This window comes from Streptomyces sp. NBC_01622 (assembly GCF_045209635.1).
In the GTDB taxonomy this organism is placed as follows: domain Bacteria; phylum Actinomycetota; class Actinomycetes; order Streptomycetales; family Streptomycetaceae; genus Streptomyces.
The window spans coordinates 1,999,809-2,021,810 of the sequence record NZ_CP109293.1; the positions used below are offsets into that span (position 1 = coordinate 1,999,809).

Genomic DNA, 22,002 nt, shown 5'->3' on the forward strand with positions numbered 1-22,002 from the left:
CGTACCGGATGGCTGAGGGCAGCGGGCCTCAGCCGCCCGTTGCGAAACCGGGGAACAGCGTCATTCCGCCGTCCACGTAGATCGTGGTCCCTACGACGTAGTCGAAGACGTCTGAGGCCACAGCGGCCACCACGTTGGCGATGTCGTCCGGGTCGCCGACGCGGTGGTAGGGGACGAGCCGGAGAAGATCGGCTTCGGCTTCGGGGGTGTCCCAGGCGCTGCGGTTGATGGGCGTGCGAATCGCTCCGGGGGCAACGGCGTTCACCCGGATCCGGTACGGCGCGAGTTCCTGCGCGAGGGTCGCCATGAGCATCTGCACCCCGCCCTTGGACGCCGCGTAGTTCACATGGCCCGTCCAGGGGATGATCTGGTGGACCGAACTCATACAGATGATTTTCCCGGCGGAGCGGGAGACCTCCGGGACGACGCCTCGTCGCATGAACTCCTTGGCCGCCTCGCGCGCGCACAGGAACTGTCCGGTCAGATTGACGTCCAGTACCTTGTGCCACTGAGCCATGGTCATGTCGGTGAGAGGGGCATCGCGCTGGAGTCCCGCGTTCGCCACCAGGACGTCGATGGTCCCGAATTCCTTGACCATGCGGGACACCATGTCGACGACCTGGTCCTCCTGCGACACGTCCGCCTCGTGCGCGTAGGCGCGGACGCCGAACCCCTCGATCTCGCGCACCACCTCTTTCGCGGCGTCCTCACCGGACACGTAATTCACCACGACATCGGCGCCGAACCGCCCCATACTGATCGCCGTTGCCTTGCCGATGCCGGAATTCGCCCCCGTCACCAGCACCTTCTGCCCCTTCAGGAGCGGGTAGGCGAAGGGCTGGCGACCATCACTTCCATTGGTTTCCACTCATGTCTCCCTGTGGTGCCGTCGCGGACATTCGAAGCATTCCGCCCCACAACGAAAACACTGGTGGATCAGTACCGCTCGTCAGCGCGTCCTTCGTCAGCCGGTCGGGGTGACGGGCCGGGCCGAACGGCCCAATGCCCGCATGCCGGGTCGCTCCGCACGGCGTGATCGGCCGGGACCTGTCCTAGTCGGTGCGGGGCTCCCGGCTCGTTCCGAAGCACAGCGCCCAGATGACGAAGGCATCCACGGCGATCAGTACGATCGCCCAGAGGGGGTAGTACGGCAGCCACATGAAGTTGGCGATCATCGACAGGCCCGCGAGGGCGACACCGATCACGCGCGCCCACAGCGCTCCAGTGAACAGGGCGACACCCGCGAGCACGACGAGGACACCGAGGACAAGGTGGATCCAGCCCCAGCTCGTCAGATTGAAGTTGTAGGCGTAGTTGCGAGTCGTGACGAAGACGTCGTCCTCGGCGATGGCGGCGATTCCTTCGAAAATCGCCATCGTTCCGCCGAAGATCATCATGACCCCAGCGAAGGCGGTCCATCCAGACGCCCACACTCCAGTGCCGCCGGTTCGGTGTTGGCGCATTCCCGCTGTAGTCATTTTCAGAATCCTCCAACGTAGACCTCGCCACCGGCCTTTGACCGGCCAGTGACCCGTATTTTCAGCTTGCCACGAGAATCACCGACCGGCAGAACATCGGCAGGCGCACAGGCAGGCCCCAGGTCGATGTGCGGCGGAATTCATAAGGTGGTCCAATAGAAGGGGCCGGTGCATCGAGAATTGCGCCCCGGCCAGGAAATCGTTGTTTATTTCTCACAGCGAGTGCGAGAAAGGAAACCGCCGTGTCAGGTCTCCTCCGCGGGGTTGCCCGCACAGCCGTAGTGGCCGGAACGGCGACCGCCGTCTCGAACCGCGTGTCACGCCGTCAGCAGGGGCGATGGGCCCAGCAGGAGCCTCAACAGGCGCCACCGCAGCCGGCGCCGTCCGCCACGCCACCGCCGGCCGACAACATGAACAGCAAAATGGATCAGCTGAAGCAACTCGGCGAACTGAAGACCCAGGGTGTCCTCACTGAGGCCGAGTTCGAGGAGCAGAAGCGCAAGATCCTCGGCTCCTGACCGGTGACCTGCGGCGTCATCGTGGTGACGCTCGTGGCGCAGGCCTCGCCCTGCCGGGCGTGGTGCGCTGGGCCAGGCTCCCCCATGACACGTCGGTGGAGGAGGAGCGTTTCCTCGCCGAGACCACGGCCACCGAACAAAGGCTCAAGGCCCTGCCCGAAATCGCGGCCGACCTGGGCAGCGCGCCGGAGGTCGTCGAACGGCTGCGGCAGGAATACGAGACTCGTCTGATGGTCGTGCGCGCCGGCGGCGGCTAAGCCGACGACGAGGTGGTGTGGCGGCACGACCGGCAATACGCGTCCTGCGCCTCGCCCTCCTCGCCCTCCTCGCCCGCAAACACGCCACGGTCGTCCGCCTCCGCGACGAAGACCGCATCGACGACAGCGTCCTGCGTCAGGTTCAGGCACGCATCGACCTCGAAGAGATACGGCTGTCACGCCGCGAAGTGATCAAGTAACCCGTGCGGCGAACCGCGTGCGACACCTTCCGCCGTCACGAGCGCGGTACGAGCCGGAGCGTGGACCAGCGCCCCTGCTCCGTGAGCACGCGGTCGACGACGTCCGTGTACGCCCCGCACTTCTCGCGGTGCGCGGCATCGGCCCGGACCAGTCCGAAGTGTCCGCCTCCTCGAAGGTCACCCGCTTGCGCACCCCGCCCGAGCCGATCCCGGCCCTGCCCGCAGGTCGACGTCGACGGCCCGGCCGTCACGGTGCCGCACCGGGGATCAGCCCGTTCCATCCCTTTCCGGTGCGGCACCGCTCCGCCACGCCGGCCACCCGCGCCGGGTCCCCGGGCATCGCCATCAGACGCGCGGCGGAGCCGCCGGCCACCGCGGACGCCGGGTGGCCGGGCAGTGCTTCGGCGCCGCGCGTCCAGCCGACCACGACGCCCTTGGCGGACACGACCGCCGCCGCGTCGGTGGACGCGTCGAGGAGATCGCGCGGTCCGGCGGGCGTCGGCCCGTCGGACGCTTCTCGCGCAGGATCCATGGGTGCCATCCGGGTGCCGTCGTCCACCCGACCATGTTCCTGCTTGTCCGCCCGATCTGCATGGCCTCGGCGGGCACCCCGCCGAGGCCGGCAACCCTTCCGCCCGCCCCGGACCGGAGGGAGCATGGAGGTGTCGCTGGTCGGCGCCCAGGTGTGCCGCGACGCCGGCATGGGTCGCCGGATCCCGCGGAACGGTGGAGGTGGTTCCGGGATGACAGCCGAATCCTTCCAGCCCGAAGGCGATGTGCACGGCGTCGAGTCGCCCCCGCCGACCGGACTGCTGGATGTCCTGAGCGTGGCCGCGATGGTTGTCGACGCCGACGGACGCATCGTGTTCTGGACCCCGCAGGCCGAGGAGCTGTTCGGGTACACCGCACAAGAGGTACTCGGCAAGTACGCGGCCCGGTCGCTCATCGACCCCGAGCACCTGAAGGCGGTGGTCAGACTGTTCACGGAGGTGCTGGAGACCGGCCGGAGCTGGGCAGGCGCCTTCCCCGTCCGACACAAGGACGGCAGCAGCCGTCTGATGGAGTTCCGCAACATGCGGCTCCAGGACGATCTCGGGGACGTCTACGCCCTGGGCATCGCGGCCGACCACACGCTGCTCCAGCGCGTCGAGACCGATCTGGCCCTGTGCGAGCGGCTGATCAACCAGTCCCCGATCGGCCTGGCCCTGCTCGACCCCGACCTGCGGTATCTCCTGGTCAACCCGGCGCTGGAGCGTATCGACGGCCTCCCCGCCGGGGACCACGTGGGCCGTGGCCTCAGGGAGACGCTGCCCCTCCCCGACGTCGACACCATCGAGTCCGCGCTGCGTCAGGTGCTCACCACCGGCACTCCGCTGCTCGACCAGTACCACGTCGGCCGCCCTCCGGCCGACCCCGACCACGAACACGCCTGGTCGCTCTCCTTCTACCGCCTGGAGGATCCCGGCGGGCGGGTCCTGGGCGCTGCCACCTCGGTCGTCGACGTCACCGAACGGCACCGCGCGGCCGCCGAGGCCGACCGGGCCCGGCGTCGCCTCGCCCTCATCGCCGACGCCTCCGTGCGCGTCGGCACCACGCTGGAGGTGGAGGAGACCGCCCGTGAACTGGCCGAGATCTCCGTCCCCCAGCTCGCCGACGTGGTCGCCGTGGACGTCCTCGACTCGGCCCTCGCCCTGCGCCGCTCGCGCAGACCGGACAACGGCCGGGAGCTCTTCCGCGCCCTCGCGCTCAAAGCCGCCCACCCGACCGTGGCACTGCGCGCCGCCGACCCTCCCGGTGGCCTCGCGGCCTACGACGGGGACCGCCTGGTCACGCTGTGCGTGCACACCGGCCGACCCGTCCTGGTGCGCCACGTCGGCGACGAGGATCTGCCGCGCATCGCCCGGGACGCCGAGGCCGGCTCGCTGCTGGCCCGCGCCGGCGTCCACTCGTACCTCGCCGTGCCGCTGATCGCCCACGGCGAGGTGCTCGGCGCCCTCGACCTCAAGCGCACCCGCAACCCGCTCCCGTTCGACGAGGACGATGTCGTCCTCGCAAGCGAGCTGGCCGGCCGCGCGGCCGTGGCCATCGACAACGCCCGCTGGTTCCAGAGCGTGCGCAACACCGCCCTCACCCTGCAGCGCAGCCTGCTGCCGGACCACCCGCCCGAGTACGCGGGGCTCGAACTCGCCTCCCGCTACCAGCCCGCCCAGGCCACCAGCGAGGTCGGCGGCGACTGGTACGACGTCATCCCCCTGAGCGAGGGCAAGATCGCCCTGGTCGTGGGCGACGTCATGGGCAACGGCATCGACGCCGCCGCCACCATGGGGCGGCTACGCACCGCCACCTGCGCCTACGCGGACCTCGACCTCGCCCCCGACGCCGTGCTCCAGCACCTCGACAAGATCACCTGCGACCTGGAGCACTACATCGTCACCTGCCTCTACGCGGTGTACGACCCGCGCACGCGGCTGTGCGTCATCGCCAATGCCGGACACATGCCGCCCGCAGTGTCCGGCCCCGGCCGCGCCCCCGAGCTGCTCGACCTGCCCACCAACGCCCCGCTCGGCGTCGGCGGCATCCTCTTCGAGACCACCACGGCCCGTCTCGACCCCGGCGAGCTGCTGGTCCTGTACACCGACGGGCTCGTCGAGACCCGGCACCACTCCATCGACGACCGTCTGGACGTCCTTCTCAGCTTCCTCGACGAACCCCTCCGACCCCTGGAGGAAACCTGCGACCTCCTGCTCTACGGCCTGCGCCACCCCGACGACCACGACGACGTCGCCCTCCTCGTCGCCCGGGCCCAGTAGGGAACCGGGGCGACGGAAGAGGCGTTTTCGTCCATGAGTTCGCGCGTTCGCGTCTTCGTGAGTTCGTGCGCGAGGCAGGCCGGCCTGCCCGCCGGTGAAAGGAACTGGGGGACACGATGAGTGACAAGGCCCGCAAGCTGTTCGAGGCGCTCGACCTCGACCACAACGGGACCCTGACCCGCCAAGAGGTGATCATCGCCTTGCGGACGAAGGGCCCGACGCTCGCCGCGTCGGGGGATCTGCCCGTCTGGGCTCTGGGAGACGCCGACGCCTCCTCCGCCCTGTTCGACGCCGCCGACCAGAACGGGGACGCGGTACTGACCCTGGAGGAGTTCGCAGCCGTGGTGGACCGCCGTTTCGGCTGGCACTGACACCAGGAGGTTCGGCTACGGGTTCAGCTCTGCGCCGGGGTGAGCACCACGAAGTCCGCGTTCGACGGATCGAGGCAGACGGCCAGCCTGCCCACCCCCTCCGCGTCCGCCGGTCCCATCTGCACACTGCCGCCGTTCCCGGTGACCTTGGCGACGGCGTCGTCGCAGTCGGCGACCGCGAAGACCGGGTGCCAGTACGGTCGTCCGTTCGCGAGTGAGAGGTCCTTGGAGGCGACCTCCATGAGGCCGCCGTGCATGCGGTCCTCGGGGAGCCCGGCCGGGGTGATGAGGGTGTACGTTCCCCCGCCGCCCGGCAGCGGCATGTCGCTGAACTGCCAGCCGAAGACACCGCCGTAGAACTCCTTCGCGGCCGCGGCATCGCTCGTGTACAGCTCGGTCCAGGACAACGAGCCCGGCTTGTCCACCAGCTCGGCCCCCTTGTTCTTCCCCGGCTGCCAAACGGCGAACTGGCCCCCCAACGGGTCGCTGTACTGCGCCATCCGGCCCCAGTCGTCGAGGCTCATGGGCGCCACCCGCACGGTGCCGCCGAGGCGCTCCACGGCCTGTGTCGTGGCGTCCGCGTCGGTGACGCTGTGGTAGATCATCCAGGCCGAGCGCGCGCCCTCCTCAGTGAGCTTGCCCAGCCCGGCGACGGTCTTGCCGTCCTTCCGGAACATCCCGCCTTCCATCTCCTCGCCCTCGCCCATGGACTCGTAGTCCCAGCCGAGCACGGCGCCGTAGAAGGCCGCGGCGGCCCGGACGTCAGAGGCGCCCAGGTCGAGCCAGCAAGGAGAACCAGGAGCGAAGTCAGTGGTGATCACGGCGATGCCCTTTCGCGGATTTTGTACTAATCCAGCCTGACACCGAGTCCTGACACGCGCTCGTCGGGCCGCTCCGCCGAGGCGGACTGAACGTCACGCTGGAGGTGAACAGCACCCATCCCCGATTCCCGCCCGCCCCGCGGCAAGATCCGGACCCCGCTCGGGCCAATGCCTCGCCGATGTCGGCGAAAGCAGTCGTCTTCGCTGGTCAACTGCGCTTCCTCCCGTGCACCACCAGCAGACCAAGAATCCGCTCGCGTACACCCTTCAAGGCCACAGCCTCAGCAATCGGTCTCGCACTGCCTGCCATCACGCCCTCTCACCCCGCTCCTGACCTGCAACTACGCGCCGGAGAGGCGAAAGAACGGCAAATTCGACCCGGATTCGACTCCACGGCCTCTCAACGCGGAAACGATCAAGATTGATCTGCGGCGATACAACTTATGCCGGCGTACTGCCAGGAACCAGTGGTACAGCTAGCGCATCTTTCTGACGTGCGCTTGTGTGGGGGCGATGAGGCTGTGACCTGCTAGGACGGGTTGCAGAGGCGAGCGGAGGCAGTCAGAGGAAATCGCTCTGATTCGACCCCGGGTCGCTCAGAGGCAGTCAGAGGCAGCGACCTCTGCAACTAGCCTCTGAGGGGCTTGAGTTGGCCGATGTGGATCACGGGTGTGCGGCTCTGGCGGTGCTCTGACTCGACCTCGGTCGAGCTGCGATGGGGACGCCCGCCTCCGCTCGGGGTCAGGCATACGAATGCCACCAGGACGGCAATCCTGGAAGCATTCACTGGCACCGATTGGAGGTCGGTCCCGGACACCACCCGTGGTTTAAGCGGGCCCAGGTGGCGTCCACGTCTTTGCGAGACGACCCCACCGTGCCCGACAGCACCCACCACACGAACCTCCAGCAGCGGCACTCTCACCCGTCCGACCCCTCGGGCCTCTCTCACCTGCCCTCGGCGGCAGCCGATCTCGTCCTCCTCGGGGACCTCACCGGCCGCTACGCCACAGGCAGTTACAGCAGGCTCGCCTCCGACGGCCGAAGCCTGGCCCTGCGTGAGGAGCGCCAGGGCGCGGCCGAGCACGGACACCGGATCACCGCGGCCATCGCCTGCCACGTGGCCCCCATCGGCGGCACCGTCGACCATCTGACACAGCTCCTGCTGCACCCGGATCATGAGGGCGGCAGGCACGCCCACAACATCGCACTGCGCTCCGGGCAGTCGCGTGCCCTGGACTACATCCGCCGGGTGTGGGCCAGCGCCTCGGAAGCGGTCAGCACCACCAGGGCGCTGGACTCCCGGCACGACGCGTACGAGGTTCTCGCCGCGCTGCGCGACCGCATCGAGACAACGCCCTGGCGCGGGGAGCGGGGACGCACCGCCCTGCGGGTCCTGCGGGCGCACCTGAACTTCGCCGAGACCGCGGGCGGCCTCCTGCACCACGCCAGCGAACGGCAGACCGCCGAAGAAGCCGGCATCTCCCGCACGACATTGCGGGCCGTCTACGAAAGTGTCCTCAAGCCACAGGGCTGGCTGACGTAGGCGCGCACGATGCTGGCAGCCTCGGCCGCGGTCACCTCTCTCTTCCACGTTGCCATCGAGGCGTGAGCATCGCAGTACAGGGTGATGCGGTGCACCCCGTGTACGTACTCGGTGCGGTAGGCGAGTAGCCGGTGCCGGCAACGACGACCGTGCCGCTCGACCTCCTCCAGGTGGTCGAGGACGACGTCGAGGTGGAAGCGTCTCGGAAGAGTGTGCCCTTCGCGGCACCCGCGGAATCTCAGCAGGTGCTGGGCACTGTCGTTGCGACGGAGGAAGGCCACGCCCTTGCCCTCGAAGGTGTTACAGCTCGGGCAGACCGGTCATTCTCCGAACTACCACCTTGCCCCACAGGGATGGCGAGACATTCGCAGCTGAAGAGCCGGGAAGATTCACTGCATGAGTGCATCCATAGCGTTCAACCTGCAAGCCCTAGGCACTTCACCGCATCTGTAAGTCAGCCCAACTGAAGCCCCAAGAAGAGCTTGGGCCGCCCCGCTTCCGGCAAATACGTGGCAACATCGAGCATCCACCCCAGAAGATCCGGGCAAAAATGCCGGTCAGGGCACCTAGAGATCCAAAGCGCATGGCCGCCCGTTCACACAGCTGAAGAACGGGCGTCCTCCAGTGGCTCCCCCTCCTCCTCTCTTCCGCCTGCGGCTCGAAACCGTAGCGAGAGGAAGAGGCCGCCGGCCATCTCGGTCGATCATGTTCGCGCTTGGCCGCGGGCAGGTCATGAACTCGGACCGGTCCGAACATCCTGATCGGCGATCAGTGTCCTCGCCCCAGCGGACTGTCGGCGACGGCCGAAAAGTAACCGCGGCAAGATTTCTGTGACACCCAGCCCCCATCCAGCCGGAACCGTGCGAGGAATGACACAGGAGAGGACGAACAGCCTCGCGGGCACCACGATCCAAACGCACCCCTACCGCAGGTATGACATCCGTTATAGGCCAGGTGCAGGTTGCCCCCTATAACGATCGTCATAGGAGGCACTCGTGACCGTCATCACCGTAAACACCCCGAAGGGGCGCCTGAGCCTTGGGGAACGCAGGGCGCTGGCCGAGACGTTGACGGACGCGGTGCTCGTGCCCGAGGTCGGCCAGTTCGCGCCGGCCGCGCGGGTGGGGTTCCAGGTGCACTTCATGGAGCGCGAGCCGGACATGATGGCCCTCGGCGGCCGCCTGCTTGCGGACACCGGTCCGGGGCTCGACGTCATGGTGATCGACGTGGCGGTCATGGACGGGGACTGGCGACGGGAGGTCCGGGCCGAGGTCATCGAGCGCATCCTGGCCGCGATGGCCGAGGCCTGCGGGCTGCCGGAGCCGTCACCGGCCTGGTGGGTCAACTTCCGGGTCATCGGCGAGGGCAGTTGGGGCTCCAGCGGCGCAGTTCTCTCCGTCCTCTCCCTTCTCGACAGCGGCGTGTTCACCGAGGAGAAGATCAAGGCGATCCGCACGGCGCTCGGCGCCTGAGCCCGAACGCCCCGCGCCCTGCGGACCCTCAGGCTCGACGGGTGAGCGCGTCGTCGATCAGCGCTTCGAGCTGCTGCGCCACCTGATCCAGCGGCTTCATGCTGCGCTTGGCTCGACTCATGGCGATGGCACCCTCGACGGACGCCACGATCAGGGCCGCCAGCCCCGGAGCCTGGTCGCGGTCGGCGCCGTGTTCCCGTAGCGCCTCGGTGAGCAGCCGCTCCCAGTCCTCGAACGCGTCGGCCGCCGCGGCGAGCGCCGGCGGGATCTCGTCGGCCGGGGGCTCCTCGACGGAGACCGCCAGCACGGGACAGCCGGCGCGGAAGTCGCTCTCGACGACGATGCCACGCCACAGGGCGAGAAAGGCGCGCAGCCCGGCGACCGGTCCCGCGTCCAGTTCCTTGCGCAGGAGACGAGCGACGGCCGTACCCGCGTACCGCACCGCCTCGGTGACCAACTGCTGCTTTCCCTCGGGGAAGTAGTGGTACGTCGAGCCGAGCGGGGCCTTGGCGTGTTTGGCCAGGTCCCGGATGCTCGTGGCGTTCAGGCCGCGCCTGCTGATCATGTCGGCCGCACCGGCCACGATGCGGTCACGCGACGGCGCGCTGGATCCGGCCACGGCGATGCCCCTCACTGGATGTCTCTGGATATAACACTCGTCATAGTCTAGCGTGAGCCCCGGATATAACGACTGTCATAGACCGCGTGTGCAGCGCAAAGGGAGATTTCGACATGCCGATGATCAGGCTCACCGTCCCGCCCGGTTCGCTGACCGACGAGGGCCGCAGGACCGTCCAGCGCGACCTGGCCACCGTCCTGCTTCGCTGGGAGGGAGCGCCCGACACCGCGTTCTTCCGCGCCCAGGCGTGGAGTTACCTCGTCGAACTCCCCGAAGGCTCGCAGACAACCGCGGAGGACGAGGAGCCCCGCTTCCTCGTGGACGTCACCGTCCCGCAGGGCGCGCTGTCGGAGCGTCGGAAGGCGGGCCTGGTCGAGGACGCGACGAAGACGGTGCTGGGCGCCGCCGACCTGTCCCAGGACGAGGCGCTGCGCGTGTGGGTGCTGGTGCACGAGCAGGCCGAAGGCACCTGGGGCGCGGGCGGCTCCGTCATCCGCTACGCCGACCTCGTCGCCCTCGCGAAGGGGCAGCGCTCCGATGCGTGAACTGACCTACGTCGCGAAGCGCACCGTCGAATGGCGCGAGGCGCCCGACCCGAAGCTCCGGTCCGACCAGGAGGCGATCGTCGCTCCGGTCGCCGCCACCTCCTGCGACGTCGACTCCGCGATCCTGGCCGGGCACGGCTTCATCGACCCGCCGTTCGCCCTCGGCCACGAGTGCGTAGCCCGGGTCGTCGACATCGGCGACGCGGTGACGGCCGTGTCCCCCGGCGATCTGGTGGTCGTCCCCTGGTCCATCAACTGCGGCACCTGCGACCACTGCCGCGCCGGACTCACCGCCCACTGCACGGCCGTACCGCACATGGCGATGTACGGCGCGCCGATCGGCGGCAGTTGGGGCGGTCTCTTCTCCGACCTGATCCGGGTGCCGTACGCGGAGGCCATGTTGGTGCCGCTGCCCGAGGGCCTCAACCCGGTCGCGATGGCCTCGGCCAGCGACAACTGGTCCCTGTCCTGGCGCCTGGTGGCACCCCATCTCAAGAACAAGCCCGGCGCCCGTGTCCTGGTCGTCGCCCGCGGCAGCATCGGCCTGTACGTGTGCGACATCGCCCGCGCGCTCGGCGCCTCCGATGTCCTCTACGTCGACCCGGACCCCGAACACCGCGAACTGGCCCGCAGTTACGGCGCCGCCACGGCCGAGACGCTGGAGCCGGTCCGGCACGGCTTCGACATCGCCGTAGAGGCGACCGGCCGCGTCGAGCAGCTCGCCCTGGCCGTCAAGTCCCTTGCCCCGGAGGGTATTTGCGAGTCCGCCGGCAACCACTTCCGGCCCGGCGAACTGCCCCTGCTCGACATGTATCTCACCGGCGTCACCCTGCGCATCGCCCGCGACAACGTCCGCAACCACATTCCCGACGCCCTCGAACTGGCCGCCTCGGGCAAGGTCGACCCGGCACGGGTCGTCTCCCACGTCCTCGACTGGGAACAGCTCCCCGACGAACTGCCCGAGAGGCGCCTCAAGCCCGTCTTCGTCCGCGCCGACGGCTGACCGCGTCGCGACCACGGCCACAACACCCCGACCGAGAAACTTGATGAACGCAATACCGACCGAATCCCCGGCGACGACCCACGACACAGCAGGCACGACAGGAGCGGAACTGGACCTCCAACGGGAGGCCATTGCCGCTCTCGGCTACGAACTGCGGGCCCTCGTGGACGCGACCGTACGCACCGCGGCCCCGATCGAGGTCCTGCACCGGATCACTGACGAAGTCCGCCTCCTCAGGGGGCAGTTGACAGGTCGGCGACGTACCCGGGCGGAGATCCCGGCCACCGACGAGTTCCCCGGAGAGATACGGATGTACAGCCCCGTGACGGGAGCCGGGAGCCCTCTCGCTCCGCCCATGCAGGTGACCGCGGACAGCGGAGGCGCCGTCGGCCGCTGCACCCTGGGTATCGCCCACGAAGGACCGCCCGGTTACGGGCACGGCGGCATGAGCGCCATGCTGCTGGACGAACTCATGGGCCGGGCCTGCATCGCCGCCGGACTGCCCGGCATGACGGTCTCCCTCCAGGTACGCTACCGCCGGCCCGTCCCGCTGGAGACGCCCCTGTGGGTCCACGCCCGGGTCACGGGCGCCGAGGGCCGCAAGGTCTTCGTGGCCGGATCGATCAGCACCGAGGAGGACCCGTCGGCCGCCGTGGTCACCGCGGACGGTGTCTTCGTCACGCCCGATCCCGACCGCACCCGCGCCCTGTTCCCTGACCTGCGTTGAGCGCCGCCCATGACACGGAGCACTGGCCGGCATCCGACCTGGGGAGCGACCTGTCAGTTCTGCGCAGGCGGTCCGGGCTCGGTCGTGACAATCTGCCTGATTGACGGCACGCAACCTGCTGATCCGCCTGCCCCCTCGTTCTTCGCCCCACCAGCCCCATTCGAAACAGCGCGAACGACAAGGCCTCCCCCATGCACCTCAACAGCCACATCACCCAGTACCTCCAGAAGCTCCCCCCGCCGCAGACCCGGGACCTGGCTGTCGAGCGCGATCTGCCCGTGCCCATGCGGGACGGGGCCGTCCTCCTGGCCGACCGCTGGAGTCCGGAGTCCGGAGTCCGGTGGTGACGGCCTGCCGATCGCACTGATCCGTACTCCGTACGGCCGAGCGGGCACGCTCGCACTGGGGGCGGCCAAGCCGCTGGTCGAGCGTGGCTTCCAGGCGGTGATCGTGAGCACACGGGCCACCTTCGGCTCTGACGGCCCGCCCAACCCCTTCCTGTGCGAGCGCGAGGACGGTCTGGACACCCTGGACTGGGTGGTCAAGCAACCGTGGGCCGGTGAGTCGATCGTCCTGGTCGGCGCCAGTTACGTCGGCTACACGCAGTGGTCGGTGGCGGACGCCGTGCCGCCGCAGGTCAAGGCGATGGTTCCGGTGGTGTCCAACGCCACCTTCAGCATGGCCTTCAACCGCAAGGAAGGCTTCGCTCTGGAGACCCCGTTCACCTGGGGCGTCCAGGTCGAACGGCAGGAGCGCCGGTTCGCCAACGTACGCAACGCGCTGGAGGAGCGGGAGATCCTGCGCGCCATGCGCACGCTGCCGCTGAGCCAGGCCGACGTCGGCCTTCTGGGCCATCGCAACGAGTACTTCCAGAACGTTCTCGACCACGACGGCGACGGCCCGTTCTGGCAGGCGGCCGACCACGTCGACAAGGTCGCCGACATCACCGTCCCGGCGAGTCTGGTCGGCGGCTGGTACGACCTGTTCCTGCCCGACCAGCTGCGCGACTTCAAGACCCTGCACGAGACCGGCCAGGGCACCCGTCCGCACCGGGTCACGATCGGTCCCTGGGCGCACTGGGCGATGGCGATGGCGATGGACGGTCTGGCCACCCGCGAGGCACTGGAGTGGGGCCTGGCCTTCGCCAAGGGCGAAACACCTCCGGAGCGCGCTCCGGTACAGCTGATCGTCATGGGCGAGGACAAGTGGCGCGACTTCCCCGCCTGGCCGCCTCCCGGATACAAGCCGCAGCACTTCCACCTCCAGCCCGGCGGCTCCCTGGCCACCGGCCTCCCCGCAGACTCGACACCGGACGACTACCACTACGACCCGGCCGACCCCACCCCCGCCGTCGGCGGTGTACGCATGTGGACCCTTCAGAAGTACGGCCGTGTGAACAACGCCGAGCTGGAGGCCCGCCCCGACGTCCTCGCCTACACAACTCCCGCCCTGGACAAGGACATCGAGGTCATCGGCGAGGTGAGCGCCGAGATCTTCTTCCGCTCCAGCCTGCCGTACGCCGATGTGTTCGTGCGCCTGTGTGACGTAGACGAGAAGGGGCGCTCGACGAACGTCTGCGACGGCCTGATCAGCCTCACCGACGCCGACGAGAGGACGTGCGCGACAGTCCAACTGTGGCCGACGGCCTACCGTTTCAAGCGCGGTCACCGCATCCGGGTCCAGGTCTCCAGCGGCGCCTTCCCCCGCTTTAACCGTAATCCCGGCACCGGCGAACCCAGCGCCACCGCCGTCACGCTCCGCGCGGCCACCCAGCAGGTCTTCCACGACCCGGAGCATCCGTCCACAATCGTGCTGCCGGTCCGGCAGGTCTCTTGAAGAAGCACGGCTCGTTGTGAGTCCGGTGGCCGGCCGCCGGACTCACAACGAGCCCAGCAGGCCGTTGAGGATGCCCTCCTCGGCGAGGTAGAAGGCGAGACCACTCAGGGGAGCGAGTACGGAGCACAGCCAGTAGCGGTGCACTCCGGCTCGCGCCAGATAGACGGTCAGGAGAAGGGTGAGCAGCGCGCCGACGCCAAGGAAGACGGCAGCCTCTCCCCAGTAGTGGAGGGTCCACCCCAGCCAGAGCCCCTCCCCCAGCACCACCATCGCGATGACCGCCCCGGCCACAGCCCGTACATCCCCCCGCCCGCGCCGTACCGTCCATCCGGCCCACCCCAGCAGCGGTCCTCCGGTCAGCCCCGCCACCGACCACACCGCGGCGGTTCCGAGCCCTCCGGCCCCGAAGGTGTCCTCGAGTGCGGACGCCGTGTAGTAGCCCGCGCAGGTGGTGAGCATCATCAACGCGCCATCCCAGAGGGCGAGTTGCCGGGCACGGATCAGTGCACCGGCCACGGCGGTCCAGATGATCCAGGTGGACACCGAGTTGGTCGCCCGCTCCAGCAGGGGTGACATCCCGTGCAGGCCGTACGTCGCCCAGCCGAGCAGCAACCCGAAGGCCGCGGTCGCAGCGAGGACGGTGACGGGGGCGTCGCGACGGGACGCGGTCGTGGTCGTCATGGCCGATCACTATACACATGACGTATACGTTCAGTTTATAGTCGCCGAACCGGTGGCGAGTGCGACTCGAAGGAGGTGCCGTCGCGCAGTATGGCGGATCAGGATCCGCTCCGCTCGAACGATGCGGAGAGGCATGTGTATCGCCCCTCCGCATCGTCATCCGTGGCGGCGGTCAGTTCTTGCCGAGCAGCCGCCAGATCTGGTTCTTCTTGGTGCTCAGTACGCTCGCCGCGTCACAGGTCCACTGGTGGACCAGCGCGCCGGCGGTGGTCGAGACGCCGGTGACGTCGACGCACTTGCCGCTGTGGACGGCGACGAGTTGGTAGTCGTGGCTGTTGCCGAGCGCGGTGACGGGGTTGAGGGTGAACTGCTGGTTGGTGGCGCCGTTGCAGGTGTACTGGATGACGGCGGCACCGTCGGCGGTGGAGGCGCCCGAGACGTCCAGGCACTTGCCGCTCAGCTCGTCGACCACGGTGTACGTGTTGGTCGTGCCGCTCACCGGCTTGAGGTCGAGCATCTGCTGGTAGCCGCCCTCGCAGTAGTACTGCTGGTACTGCGTGCCGTTGGCGGTACTGACACCCGTGTCGTCCAAGCACTGGCCGCTGTTCTGGCTGACGGCGACCGTGGAAATGGTGGTGTTGGACGGGGGCAGCAGCGTGACGGTGTAGCCGTCCTTGGCGTTCGTCCACGGAAGGCTCACCGAGGCGGCGTTGCCGCTGACCGTGAGGGTGGTGTCGGCGATGGTCTCAGGGCCGGTCACGGCGGCCCCGCTGTTGTACGGGATGCGCTGGACGACGGCGCGGACCTGACTGTTCGTCACGATGGACGTGGTGTTGAGCCCGGTCAGATTGACGGTGACGGTGCCGGTGTTGCCGCTGCTGCCGAGCAACACCTTTGCGTTGCCTGCCGAGTTGTCCTTGGTGGCCAGTCCGTCAGTACCCGTACCGGCGGTGAGCTTGACGATGTTGCCGGTCTGGGAGCCGTAGTAGCGGTACATGAACCACTCGCCGAGCGGCAGGTATTGGCCCGCGCTGTTCTTGGTGAGCAGGTTGGCCTCGTTGTCGTGCAGCGCGGTGCCGGAGGCCCAGTTGCCGCGCAGGCCGTCGGCGCCGGCGCGTTCCAGGCGGCCGATGAACCAGGCGCCGCCGCCCGGGGACTGCATGGACAGGGTGGCGTACTCGTTGATCTGGTAGGCACGAGTGTTGGTCAACCCGGCTGCGGAGAGGGTGGAGTTGGCGCGGCCGACGTCGGTGGCGGGGTCACCGGGTTCGTCGTGCCAGCTGTAGATGTCGGGGGCGACGTTGTTCGCCTTGACGTAGGTCAGGTACGTCGTCCACCAAGTGTTGGAGGAGTTGGGCTGGCCCGCGATGCTGGGGCCGACGATGAGCTGGGCGGGGAAGGCAGCGCGCACCTTGGCGTAGAAGCGCGACCACATGGCCAGGTACTGCGTCTGCGACGCGCCCCAGAAGCCGCTGCCGTCGGGCTCGTTCCACAGGTCCCACTGGACCGTCATATTGTTGGCCTTGACGTCACTGACGAGCTGAGTGACGAAAGCGTCGAACTGGGTCCAGTCACCGTTGTCACCGGGCCAGCCCTGACTGGTGGTGCCGTCGGCGCCCCACAGGTCGTGCGGGAGCAGGACGAAGGTGCCGCCGAGGGCGGCGGTCCGCTTGTACTGGGCGAGAGTTGAGGCCCAGCGCGTCTGGTAGTCGGCGAGGCTGGTGGCGTAGCCGCCGCTGTTGAGCTGGGCGCCCCCGGCTCGCATGAAGTGCCACTTGATGTCGGTGAAGAAGTGGTCCTGCGGCAGCGAACCGTCCGGGGTCATCCCGTAGATCATCCCGGAGGCGTGGTACGTGGGGGCGCCTCCTGCGGTGGAGAAGTCGACGGTGACGGAGGTGTCGGCGGCGTGGGCCGTGGTCGCGGGGAGCGTGAGGGCCGCGAAGGAGGCAAGGATCGCCGCCACAACGGCGGTCCTGCGGCCTCTCGGAGCGGCTGGTCTGCCGGTGCGTCCGGCTGGGGAAAGGAATCGAGGTATGCGCATGTGCGGGTCTCCCGAAAGGGGTGCTTCCTGGGCGCGGCTCGCCCAGGGGGTCTGTCAGCCGACGGCCTCCGCGGCCTCCGCGGCCTCGGCGCGCCTCAGCTCGTGGGCCTCGGCGAGGAGCAGGTAACTGCTGGCGGTCCAGGTGTAGGCGCGGTCGCGCAGGCCCGCGCCGGTGAGGGCGTCGAAGTTCTCCGCGAAGCCCGAGGTCTCGCACAACGCCCGGAAGCGGGCGCTGATCTGGTCCGCGAGACGGTCGTGCCCGGCGCGGCGCAGGCCGTCCTCGATCAGGACGGTGGACGGGGCCCAGATGGGGCCGCGCCAGTAGCCGTCGTCCAAGTAGTGCGGTGAGGTGGGCAGTTCGGTGGCGAGGCCGTGCGCGGTGAGGTGGGCCTCGATGCGTTCGGCCAGCGCGTCGCCGATGTGCTCGGGCAGGTGCTCGCCGAGCACCACGGGCATCAGGTCGAGCAGGCTGGAGCTGGTCCAGGTGGCCCCGCTGTGTGCCGAGCGGGCGACGAACCGGTCGCCGGTCCACAGCTCGTCGAGCAGTGCAGCCTGCGTCGCGTCGGCTGTCCGGGTCCACCTGTGCGTGTCGTCGAGCAGCCCCAACTCAGCTGCCAGTACGGCGAGTTCGCGCAGTTGCAGGATGAGGAAGGCGGCCAGGTCGGCACTGACGATCACACGCTCGGGGTCGAAGGTGGTGGCGTTGTCCCAGCCGCTGTCGTTGCCGTGCTGGTAGTGCGGGAGGGCGGCTCCGGGTGCGCGCCGCATGGTGAGCCAGAAGTCCGTCCAGCGGGCCAGCCGGTCGTAGACCTCGGTCAACTCGGCCTCGCCGAGCGGCTCTTGCAGTCGTCTGCGCAGGTGGCGCAGGGCCCAGCCGTGGATGGGGGGCTTCACGAAGTTGTAGAGGATCTCCGAGTGGGTCACCGAGTCGGGCAGCGCGCCGGTCTCGTCCTGGTGGTCGAAGGGCAGCGAAAACTGGTCCAGGGCGAGCCTGGGCGAACCGGGCGCCAGGGCAAGGGCGTTGAAGCAGTGGTCCCAGCTCCACACCTTGTCCATCCAGTGCTTCGACATCAGCACAGCGGGCCGGGTGACGAAGCCGCGCGGCCGGACGGTCGCCGACCACAGCACGTAGGCGGCGAGTTCCGCGGCAGACGTCCTGGACGAGCGCCACGGTGCGACGGTGTCGACGAAAGAGGCGAAGGCGCCGTGCGCGGCGTCCACGACCTGGCCGAAGGACGCCGAGGACGTGTACGGGCGGCGCGCGGTCTCATACTCCTCGACCGCGACCTCCCAGACCGCGCCGGCCTCGGCGCCGATCGTGACACCTCGCGCGGCGCTGCCCAGGCTCTGTGTCCCGGAAGCCTCGGTCACGGTCCCGGACAGCACGGTGACGCGGTAGCGCCGCCCGGTCTCGTACGAGGTGAACACATAGGCCCCGGTGCCGGGTTCGGGGTAGAAGTAGGTGCCACTGAACGGGGTCAGCGTGGCCGCCGCCGCGCTGATGTGCAGGCCCAGCCCGTCACCGCGCAGCCGTACGGTGTCCGGCGACTCGTAGGCGAGATCGACGCGGCCATCAGCACCGACCCAGCTGAGCAGGCTCGGTGTCGCGTGCGGCCCGGTGTCGGCGCGGTCGCCGGTGGTCGTGTCGAGCGGTACCAGACGCAGCACGGCGTGCATGCCGTTCTGGTGCGAGACGAGGTGCAGGTCTTCGGCGTACGTCTTCTCCGCCACCACGGGTGACATGCCGAACCATGACCCGCAAGTACTGAACGGAATGTCGTGGACGGAGAAGGCCGGGCCGGACGGGGCGGCGGTCATGCAGCGTGACTCGTTTCTGGAGCAGGGGTGATCGGCACGTGGGCAGGGGTGATCGGCACACGGGCGAGCGGGAATCAGGGGACGTCAGTCCTTGACGGCGCCGGCGGTCACGCCGGCGGCGACGTAGCGCTGGGCGAGGACGAGGATCACCGTGGCGGGCAGTGAGGCCACGACGGCGGTGGCCATGATGGCGTTCCACTGTTGGTTGTTGTTGCCGATGTAGTGGTAAATGCCGAGGGTGATCGGCTCGTGCGTGCCGCCGTTGGCGAGGGTGCTGGCGAAGACGAAGTCGGACCAGGACCACAAGAACGCGAACAGGGACACCGTGACGATGGAGTTGCGGCTCATGGGCAGCACGATCGACCGGAAGGCGCGCATCGGGCCGGCGCCGTCCATCTGTGCGGCCTGGAGCAGTTCGCCGGGGATGCCGGACATGAACGCGGTGAAGATCAGCACGGCGAACGGCACGGCCAGCGTGGAGTCCGCGACGATCAGGCCGGGGACCGACTGGAGCAGGCCGAGGCTGAGGTAGATGGCGTAGAAGCCCATCGCCATGATGATGCCGGGGATCATCTGGGCGACCAGGAAGAGGAAACTGAGCACGGCGCCGCCACGGGGGCGGAGCTTGGCCAGGGCGTAGCCGGCCGGTGCGGCCAGGGCGACTGTCAGTACGACCGTGCCCAGACCGATGACGAGGCTGGTGCCGAGGTAGGGCAACTGCTGGTCCAGGACGGCTCGGTAGCCCGCCAGCGTGCCGTGCAGGGGGATCAGGTCCGGTGGGCTCTTTCGCATGTCCTGGTCGCGGGTGAAGGACACGTTGAGCATCCAGTAGACCGGGAAGAGCATCACCGCGGTGAACAGGACGCCGATGGCCGTCTGCCACCAAGTGCGGTTGGCGCGTCGGTTGATGACAGTGCCGCTCATGACAGTGCCTGCTTCCGCTGGACCCGGACGTAGACCAGGCCGAACACCAGGGCGGCGACCACCAGCAGGTTTCCTACGGCCGCTCCCGGGCCGAAGGCCGGCAGGAGGTTGCCGAAGCCGAGCTGGTAGGACCAGGTGGCGAAGGTGGTGGAGGAGTCGGCCGGGCCGCCCTTGGTCATGATCCAGATGATGTCGAAGACCTTGAGTGTGTAGACGAGGCCGAGGAGGAGGGTGATCGCGGACACCGGGCGCAGCAGCGGGAAAGTGATCCGCCAGAACCGTTGCCAGGCGTTCGCCCCGTCGAGGGCGGCGGCCTCGTAGAGGCTCGCGGGGATGGACTGGAGGCCGCTGTGGAGGACCACCAGGTTGAACGGGACGCCGATCCAGATGTTCGCGATGATCACCGAGGCGAGGGACCAGCCCGGTGCGGTCAGCCAGTTGACCGGTCCGATGCCGACGGCGTGCAGGACGGCGTTGACGACACCGGAGTCGCTGTTGAGCATCCACGACCAGGTGGACGCCGACACGATCAGCGGGAGCAGCCACGGCACCAGGAAGAGGGCCCGCAGGGTCGCGGAGAGCCGGAAGCGCTGGTTGAAGAAGACCGCGAGGGCCAGGCCGATGGCGTATTGGAAGACCAGACACACGGTGGTGAAGACCACGGTGTGGAGCAGGGCCGGGGCGAAGGTCGGATCGTCCAGGACCGTGCGGTAGTTGGCGAAGCCCGTGAAGGGTGCGTCGCCCTGGACGAAGGACCGGACCGTGTAGTTGCGCAGGCTCAGGTCGATGTTGCGGTAGAGGGGATAGGCGTAGAAAAGGACGAGGTAGAGGGTCACCGGGGTGAGGAAGCCCCAGGCGGCCCACTGCTGGGAGGTGGGGCGGCGCCGTGCCCGGGGCGGTGCGGTGGGGGCCGCACCGCTGTGGTGGCGCACGGGCCGTCGGTGTGGCACTTGGGTCATGTGGCTCATCAACTGGCCCTGGTCTCTGGTTACTTGACGGCCGACTGGGCGGCGGACAGCGCGTCCTTCGGCGACTTCGAACCGCTGAGCGCGGACTGGACCGCCTTCCACAACTGCTCCGAGATCTTCGGGTACTTGGTGCCCAGGTCGTCGCTGGTGCGTCCCTTGGCCGCCTTGACCGCGTCGACCCAGGGCTTCAACTCGGCGTTCGCGGCGACCTGTTTGTCCTGGACCTCGGTGGTGGGAGCGACGTAGGACAGTGTGGTGTCGGTGTTGAGGAGGTTGTCGGTGCTGGTCAGGCAGGTCACGATCTTCTGTGATGTCGCGTAGCGGTCGGTCTTGCCCTGGACCGGGATGGTGACGAACTCGCCGCCGGTCGGGGCCGCCGCGTTGCCGCCGTCGGCGGCCGGAACGGGAACGACCCCGTACTCGAAGCCGGCCTTCTTGGCGTTGGCGAGCTGCCAGGTGCCGTTCTCGCTGAACGCGTAGTCGCCGGTCGCGAACTCCTGCCAACTGGTCGTCTGGGTGTTGTTGAGGACCGAGTTCGGGGCGTAGCCGTCCTTCAGCCAGTCCTTCCACAGCGTCAGCGCGGAGACCGCCTTGTCGGAGTCGAGCGCTGTCAGCTCGGCACCCGAGCCCCAGAACCAGGGCAGGAACTGGAAGGTACCCTCCTCCGTGCCGATCGCGGAGAACGTGATGCCCTTCTTGCCGGCCTTCTTGACCTTCGCGAGCGCGGCGGTCAGCGACTTCCAGTCCTTGACCGAGGCGATGTCCACGCCGGCCTGCTTCAGCACCGCCTTGTTGTAGTAGAGGGCGAGGGTGTTGGCGCCGATCGGCGTGCCGTAGGTCTTGCCGCCCGTCTGTCCGGCGGCGAGGAGGTTGGGGTTCACCTTCGAGGTGTCCAGCTTGTTGTCCTCGGTGGTGGTGAGGACGCCGGCCTCGGCCAGGGTCGAAACCACCGGGTTGTCGACGATGAGGACGTCGGCGGAGTTGTCCTGCTGGGCGGCCAGCAGTGCCTTGTTCGCCAGGTCGCTGGTGTCGAACGCGGTCCGCTTGATCTTCACTCCGGCCTTGGCGCCGCAGGTGTCGAGCAGCTTCGCCCACGCGGAGCTCTTGTCGAACTGCGGGTACGGGTCCGAGATCGTGTAGGTCCCGCTGTCCGCCGCCTTGGTGCCGGTGCTGCCCGAACCGGAGGAACAGGCGGTGGCGGTGCCGGCGACGGCGAGGACCGTCACGGTCGCGGCGGCGAGGCGAAGTCGTCTGAGGGAGCTGTGCATTGCGCGTTCCTTCGTTTTTGGCACGGCTGTGCCGAGGGCGGGTGACGAGGGGGGAAGCGGGCATGCCGAACAGCCACGGTGAGGGGGGTACGCCCGTGGACC

The 22,002-nt window shown here is 68.6% G+C and carries 24 protein-coding genes; 12 read left to right on the forward strand and 12 right to left on the reverse strand.

Features of this window, described 5'->3' with window-relative positions; genetic code table 11:
• Positions 1-28: 28 nt before the first annotated feature.
• The gene (locus OH768_RS09240; RefSeq protein ID WP_406451888.1) at positions 29-868 is read right to left on the reverse strand and encodes an SDR family oxidoreductase; all 840 of its coding nucleotides are present in this window, start codon (positions 866-868) and stop codon (positions 29-31) included.
• A gap of 184 nt (positions 869-1,052) precedes the next feature.
• Positions 1,053-1,478 (reverse strand): hypothetical protein, encoded by a 426-nt coding sequence (locus OH768_RS09245; RefSeq protein ID WP_406451890.1) that lies wholly within the window; start codon positions 1,476-1,478, stop codon positions 1,053-1,055.
• Positions 1,479-1,720: 242 nt separating this feature from the next.
• Here OH768_RS09245 and OH768_RS09250 point away from each other — a divergent pair, with 242 nt between their 5' ends.
• From OH768_RS09250 to OH768_RS09260, 3 genes are all read left to right on the forward strand, one after another.
• Positions 1,721-1,996, forward strand: a complete 276-nt coding sequence (locus OH768_RS09250) for an SHOCT domain-containing protein (RefSeq protein WP_406451892.1) — start codon at positions 1,721-1,723, stop codon at positions 1,994-1,996.
• Between the two features lie 95 nt (positions 1,997-2,091).
• Positions 2,092-2,253, forward strand: a complete 162-nt coding sequence (locus OH768_RS09255; protein ID WP_406451894.1) for a hypothetical protein — start codon at positions 2,092-2,094, stop codon at positions 2,251-2,253.
• Between the two features lie 17 nt (positions 2,254-2,270).
• On the forward strand, positions 2,271-2,453 hold the full coding sequence (locus tag OH768_RS09260; RefSeq protein ID WP_406451896.1) for a hypothetical protein: 183 nt from the start codon (positions 2,271-2,273) through the stop codon (positions 2,451-2,453).
• A gap of 35 nt (positions 2,454-2,488) precedes the next feature.
• On the opposite strand, the gene OH768_RS09265 is transcribed toward OH768_RS09260, so the two are convergent.
• Both OH768_RS09265 and OH768_RS09270 read right to left on the reverse strand, forming a co-directional pair.
• The gene (locus OH768_RS09265; protein ID WP_406451898.1) at positions 2,489-2,704 is read right to left on the reverse strand and encodes a hypothetical protein; all 216 of its coding nucleotides are present in this window, start codon (positions 2,702-2,704) and stop codon (positions 2,489-2,491) included.
• Positions 2,701-2,985 carry a hypothetical protein gene (locus tag OH768_RS09270; RefSeq protein WP_406451900.1) on the reverse strand — a complete coding sequence of 95 codons (285 nt, stop codon included), beginning with the start codon at positions 2,983-2,985 and terminating at the stop codon, positions 2,701-2,703. The genes OH768_RS09265 and OH768_RS09270 overlap by 4 nt, the downstream gene beginning before the upstream one ends.
• A 211-nt stretch (positions 2,986-3,196) precedes the next feature.
• On the opposite strand from OH768_RS09270, the gene OH768_RS09275 reads away from it, so the two are divergent.
• The gene (locus OH768_RS09275) at positions 3,197-5,263 is read left to right on the forward strand and encodes a SpoIIE family protein phosphatase (protein ID WP_406451902.1); all 2,067 of its coding nucleotides are present in this window, start codon (positions 3,197-3,199) and stop codon (positions 5,261-5,263) included.
• Positions 5,264-5,379: 116 nt separating this feature from the next.
• Positions 5,380-5,634: an EF-hand domain-containing protein gene (locus tag OH768_RS09280; RefSeq protein ID WP_406451904.1), complete on the forward strand. Its 255-nt coding sequence runs from the start codon at positions 5,380-5,382 to the stop codon at positions 5,632-5,634.
• A 23-nt stretch (positions 5,635-5,657) separates the two neighbouring features.
• Here OH768_RS09280 and OH768_RS09285 read toward each other — a convergent pair whose 3' ends face one another.
• Positions 5,658-6,455, reverse strand: coding sequence for a VOC family protein (locus OH768_RS09285; RefSeq protein ID WP_406451906.1), 798 nt, complete (start codon positions 6,453-6,455; stop codon positions 5,658-5,660).
• 874 nt (positions 6,456-7,329) lie between these two features.
• Here OH768_RS09285 and OH768_RS09290 point away from each other — a divergent pair.
• Complete coding sequence (locus OH768_RS09290; protein WP_406451908.1) at positions 7,330-7,998, forward strand: hypothetical protein; 669 nt, start codon at positions 7,330-7,332, stop codon at positions 7,996-7,998.
• 995 nt (positions 7,999-8,993) lie between these two features.
• Entirely contained in the window at positions 8,994-9,470 is a 477-nt protein-coding gene (locus OH768_RS09295) for a tautomerase enzyme (protein WP_406451910.1), read from the forward strand.
• A gap of 28 nt (positions 9,471-9,498) precedes the next feature.
• Here the strand turns inward: OH768_RS09295 and OH768_RS09300 are convergent, their stop codons facing one another.
• Positions 9,499-10,089 (reverse strand): TetR/AcrR family transcriptional regulator, encoded by a 591-nt coding sequence (locus OH768_RS09300; protein ID WP_406451912.1) that lies wholly within the window; start codon positions 10,087-10,089, stop codon positions 9,499-9,501.
• Positions 10,090-10,202: 113 nt separating this feature from the next.
• Between OH768_RS09300 and OH768_RS09305 the strand changes: the two genes are divergently transcribed.
• From OH768_RS09305 to OH768_RS09325, 5 genes are all read left to right on the forward strand, one after another.
• Entirely contained in the window at positions 10,203-10,634 is a 432-nt protein-coding gene (locus tag OH768_RS09305) for a 4-oxalocrotonate tautomerase family protein (RefSeq protein WP_406451914.1), read from the forward strand.
• On the forward strand, positions 10,627-11,637 hold the full coding sequence (locus OH768_RS09310; protein ID WP_406451916.1) for a zinc-binding dehydrogenase: 1,011 nt from the start codon (positions 10,627-10,629) through the stop codon (positions 11,635-11,637). The genes OH768_RS09305 and OH768_RS09310 overlap by 8 nt, the downstream gene beginning before the upstream one ends.
• Positions 11,638-11,680: 43 nt before the next feature.
• Complete coding sequence (locus tag OH768_RS09315; protein ID WP_406451918.1) at positions 11,681-12,364, forward strand: PaaI family thioesterase; 684 nt, start codon at positions 11,681-11,683, stop codon at positions 12,362-12,364.
• 191 nt (positions 12,365-12,555) lie between these two features.
• A complete protein-coding gene (locus tag OH768_RS09320) occupies positions 12,556-12,711 on the forward strand; it encodes a hypothetical protein (protein ID WP_406465825.1) in 156 nt (51 codons plus the stop codon).
• Between the two features lie 19 nt (positions 12,712-12,730).
• Positions 12,731-14,200 (forward strand): CocE/NonD family hydrolase, encoded by a 1,470-nt coding sequence (locus tag OH768_RS09325; protein ID WP_406465202.1) that lies wholly within the window; start codon positions 12,731-12,733, stop codon positions 14,198-14,200.
• A 42-nt stretch (positions 14,201-14,242) separates the two neighbouring features.
• Here the strand turns inward: OH768_RS09325 and OH768_RS09330 are convergent, their stop codons facing one another.
• From OH768_RS09330 to OH768_RS09355, 6 genes are all read right to left on the reverse strand, one after another.
• Positions 14,243-14,881 carry a DUF6518 family protein gene (locus OH768_RS09330; RefSeq protein ID WP_406451920.1) on the reverse strand — a complete coding sequence of 213 codons (639 nt, stop codon included), beginning with the start codon at positions 14,879-14,881 and terminating at the stop codon, positions 14,243-14,245.
• A 172-nt stretch (positions 14,882-15,053) separates the two neighbouring features.
• On the reverse strand, positions 15,054-16,844 hold the full coding sequence (locus OH768_RS09335; RefSeq protein ID WP_406451922.1) for an RICIN domain-containing protein: 1,791 nt from the start codon (positions 16,842-16,844) through the stop codon (positions 15,054-15,056).
• Between the two features lie 132 nt (positions 16,845-16,976).
• On the reverse strand, positions 16,977-18,740 hold the full coding sequence (locus OH768_RS09340; protein WP_406451924.1) for an amylo-alpha-1,6-glucosidase: 1,764 nt from the start codon (positions 18,738-18,740) through the stop codon (positions 16,977-16,979).
• A gap of 84 nt (positions 18,741-18,824) precedes the next feature.
• Positions 18,825-19,664: a carbohydrate ABC transporter permease gene (locus OH768_RS09345; RefSeq protein ID WP_406451926.1), complete on the reverse strand. Its 840-nt coding sequence runs from the start codon at positions 19,662-19,664 to the stop codon at positions 18,825-18,827.
• Positions 19,661-20,632, reverse strand: coding sequence for a carbohydrate ABC transporter permease (locus OH768_RS09350; protein ID WP_406451928.1), 972 nt, complete (start codon positions 20,630-20,632; stop codon positions 19,661-19,663). Before OH768_RS09350 ends, OH768_RS09345 begins: the two co-directional genes overlap by 4 nt.
• Positions 20,633-20,652: 20 nt before the next feature.
• Positions 20,653-21,900, reverse strand: a complete 1,248-nt coding sequence (locus tag OH768_RS09355) for an extracellular solute-binding protein (protein WP_406451930.1) — start codon at positions 21,898-21,900, stop codon at positions 20,653-20,655.
• Positions 21,901-22,002 lie beyond the last annotated feature (102 nt).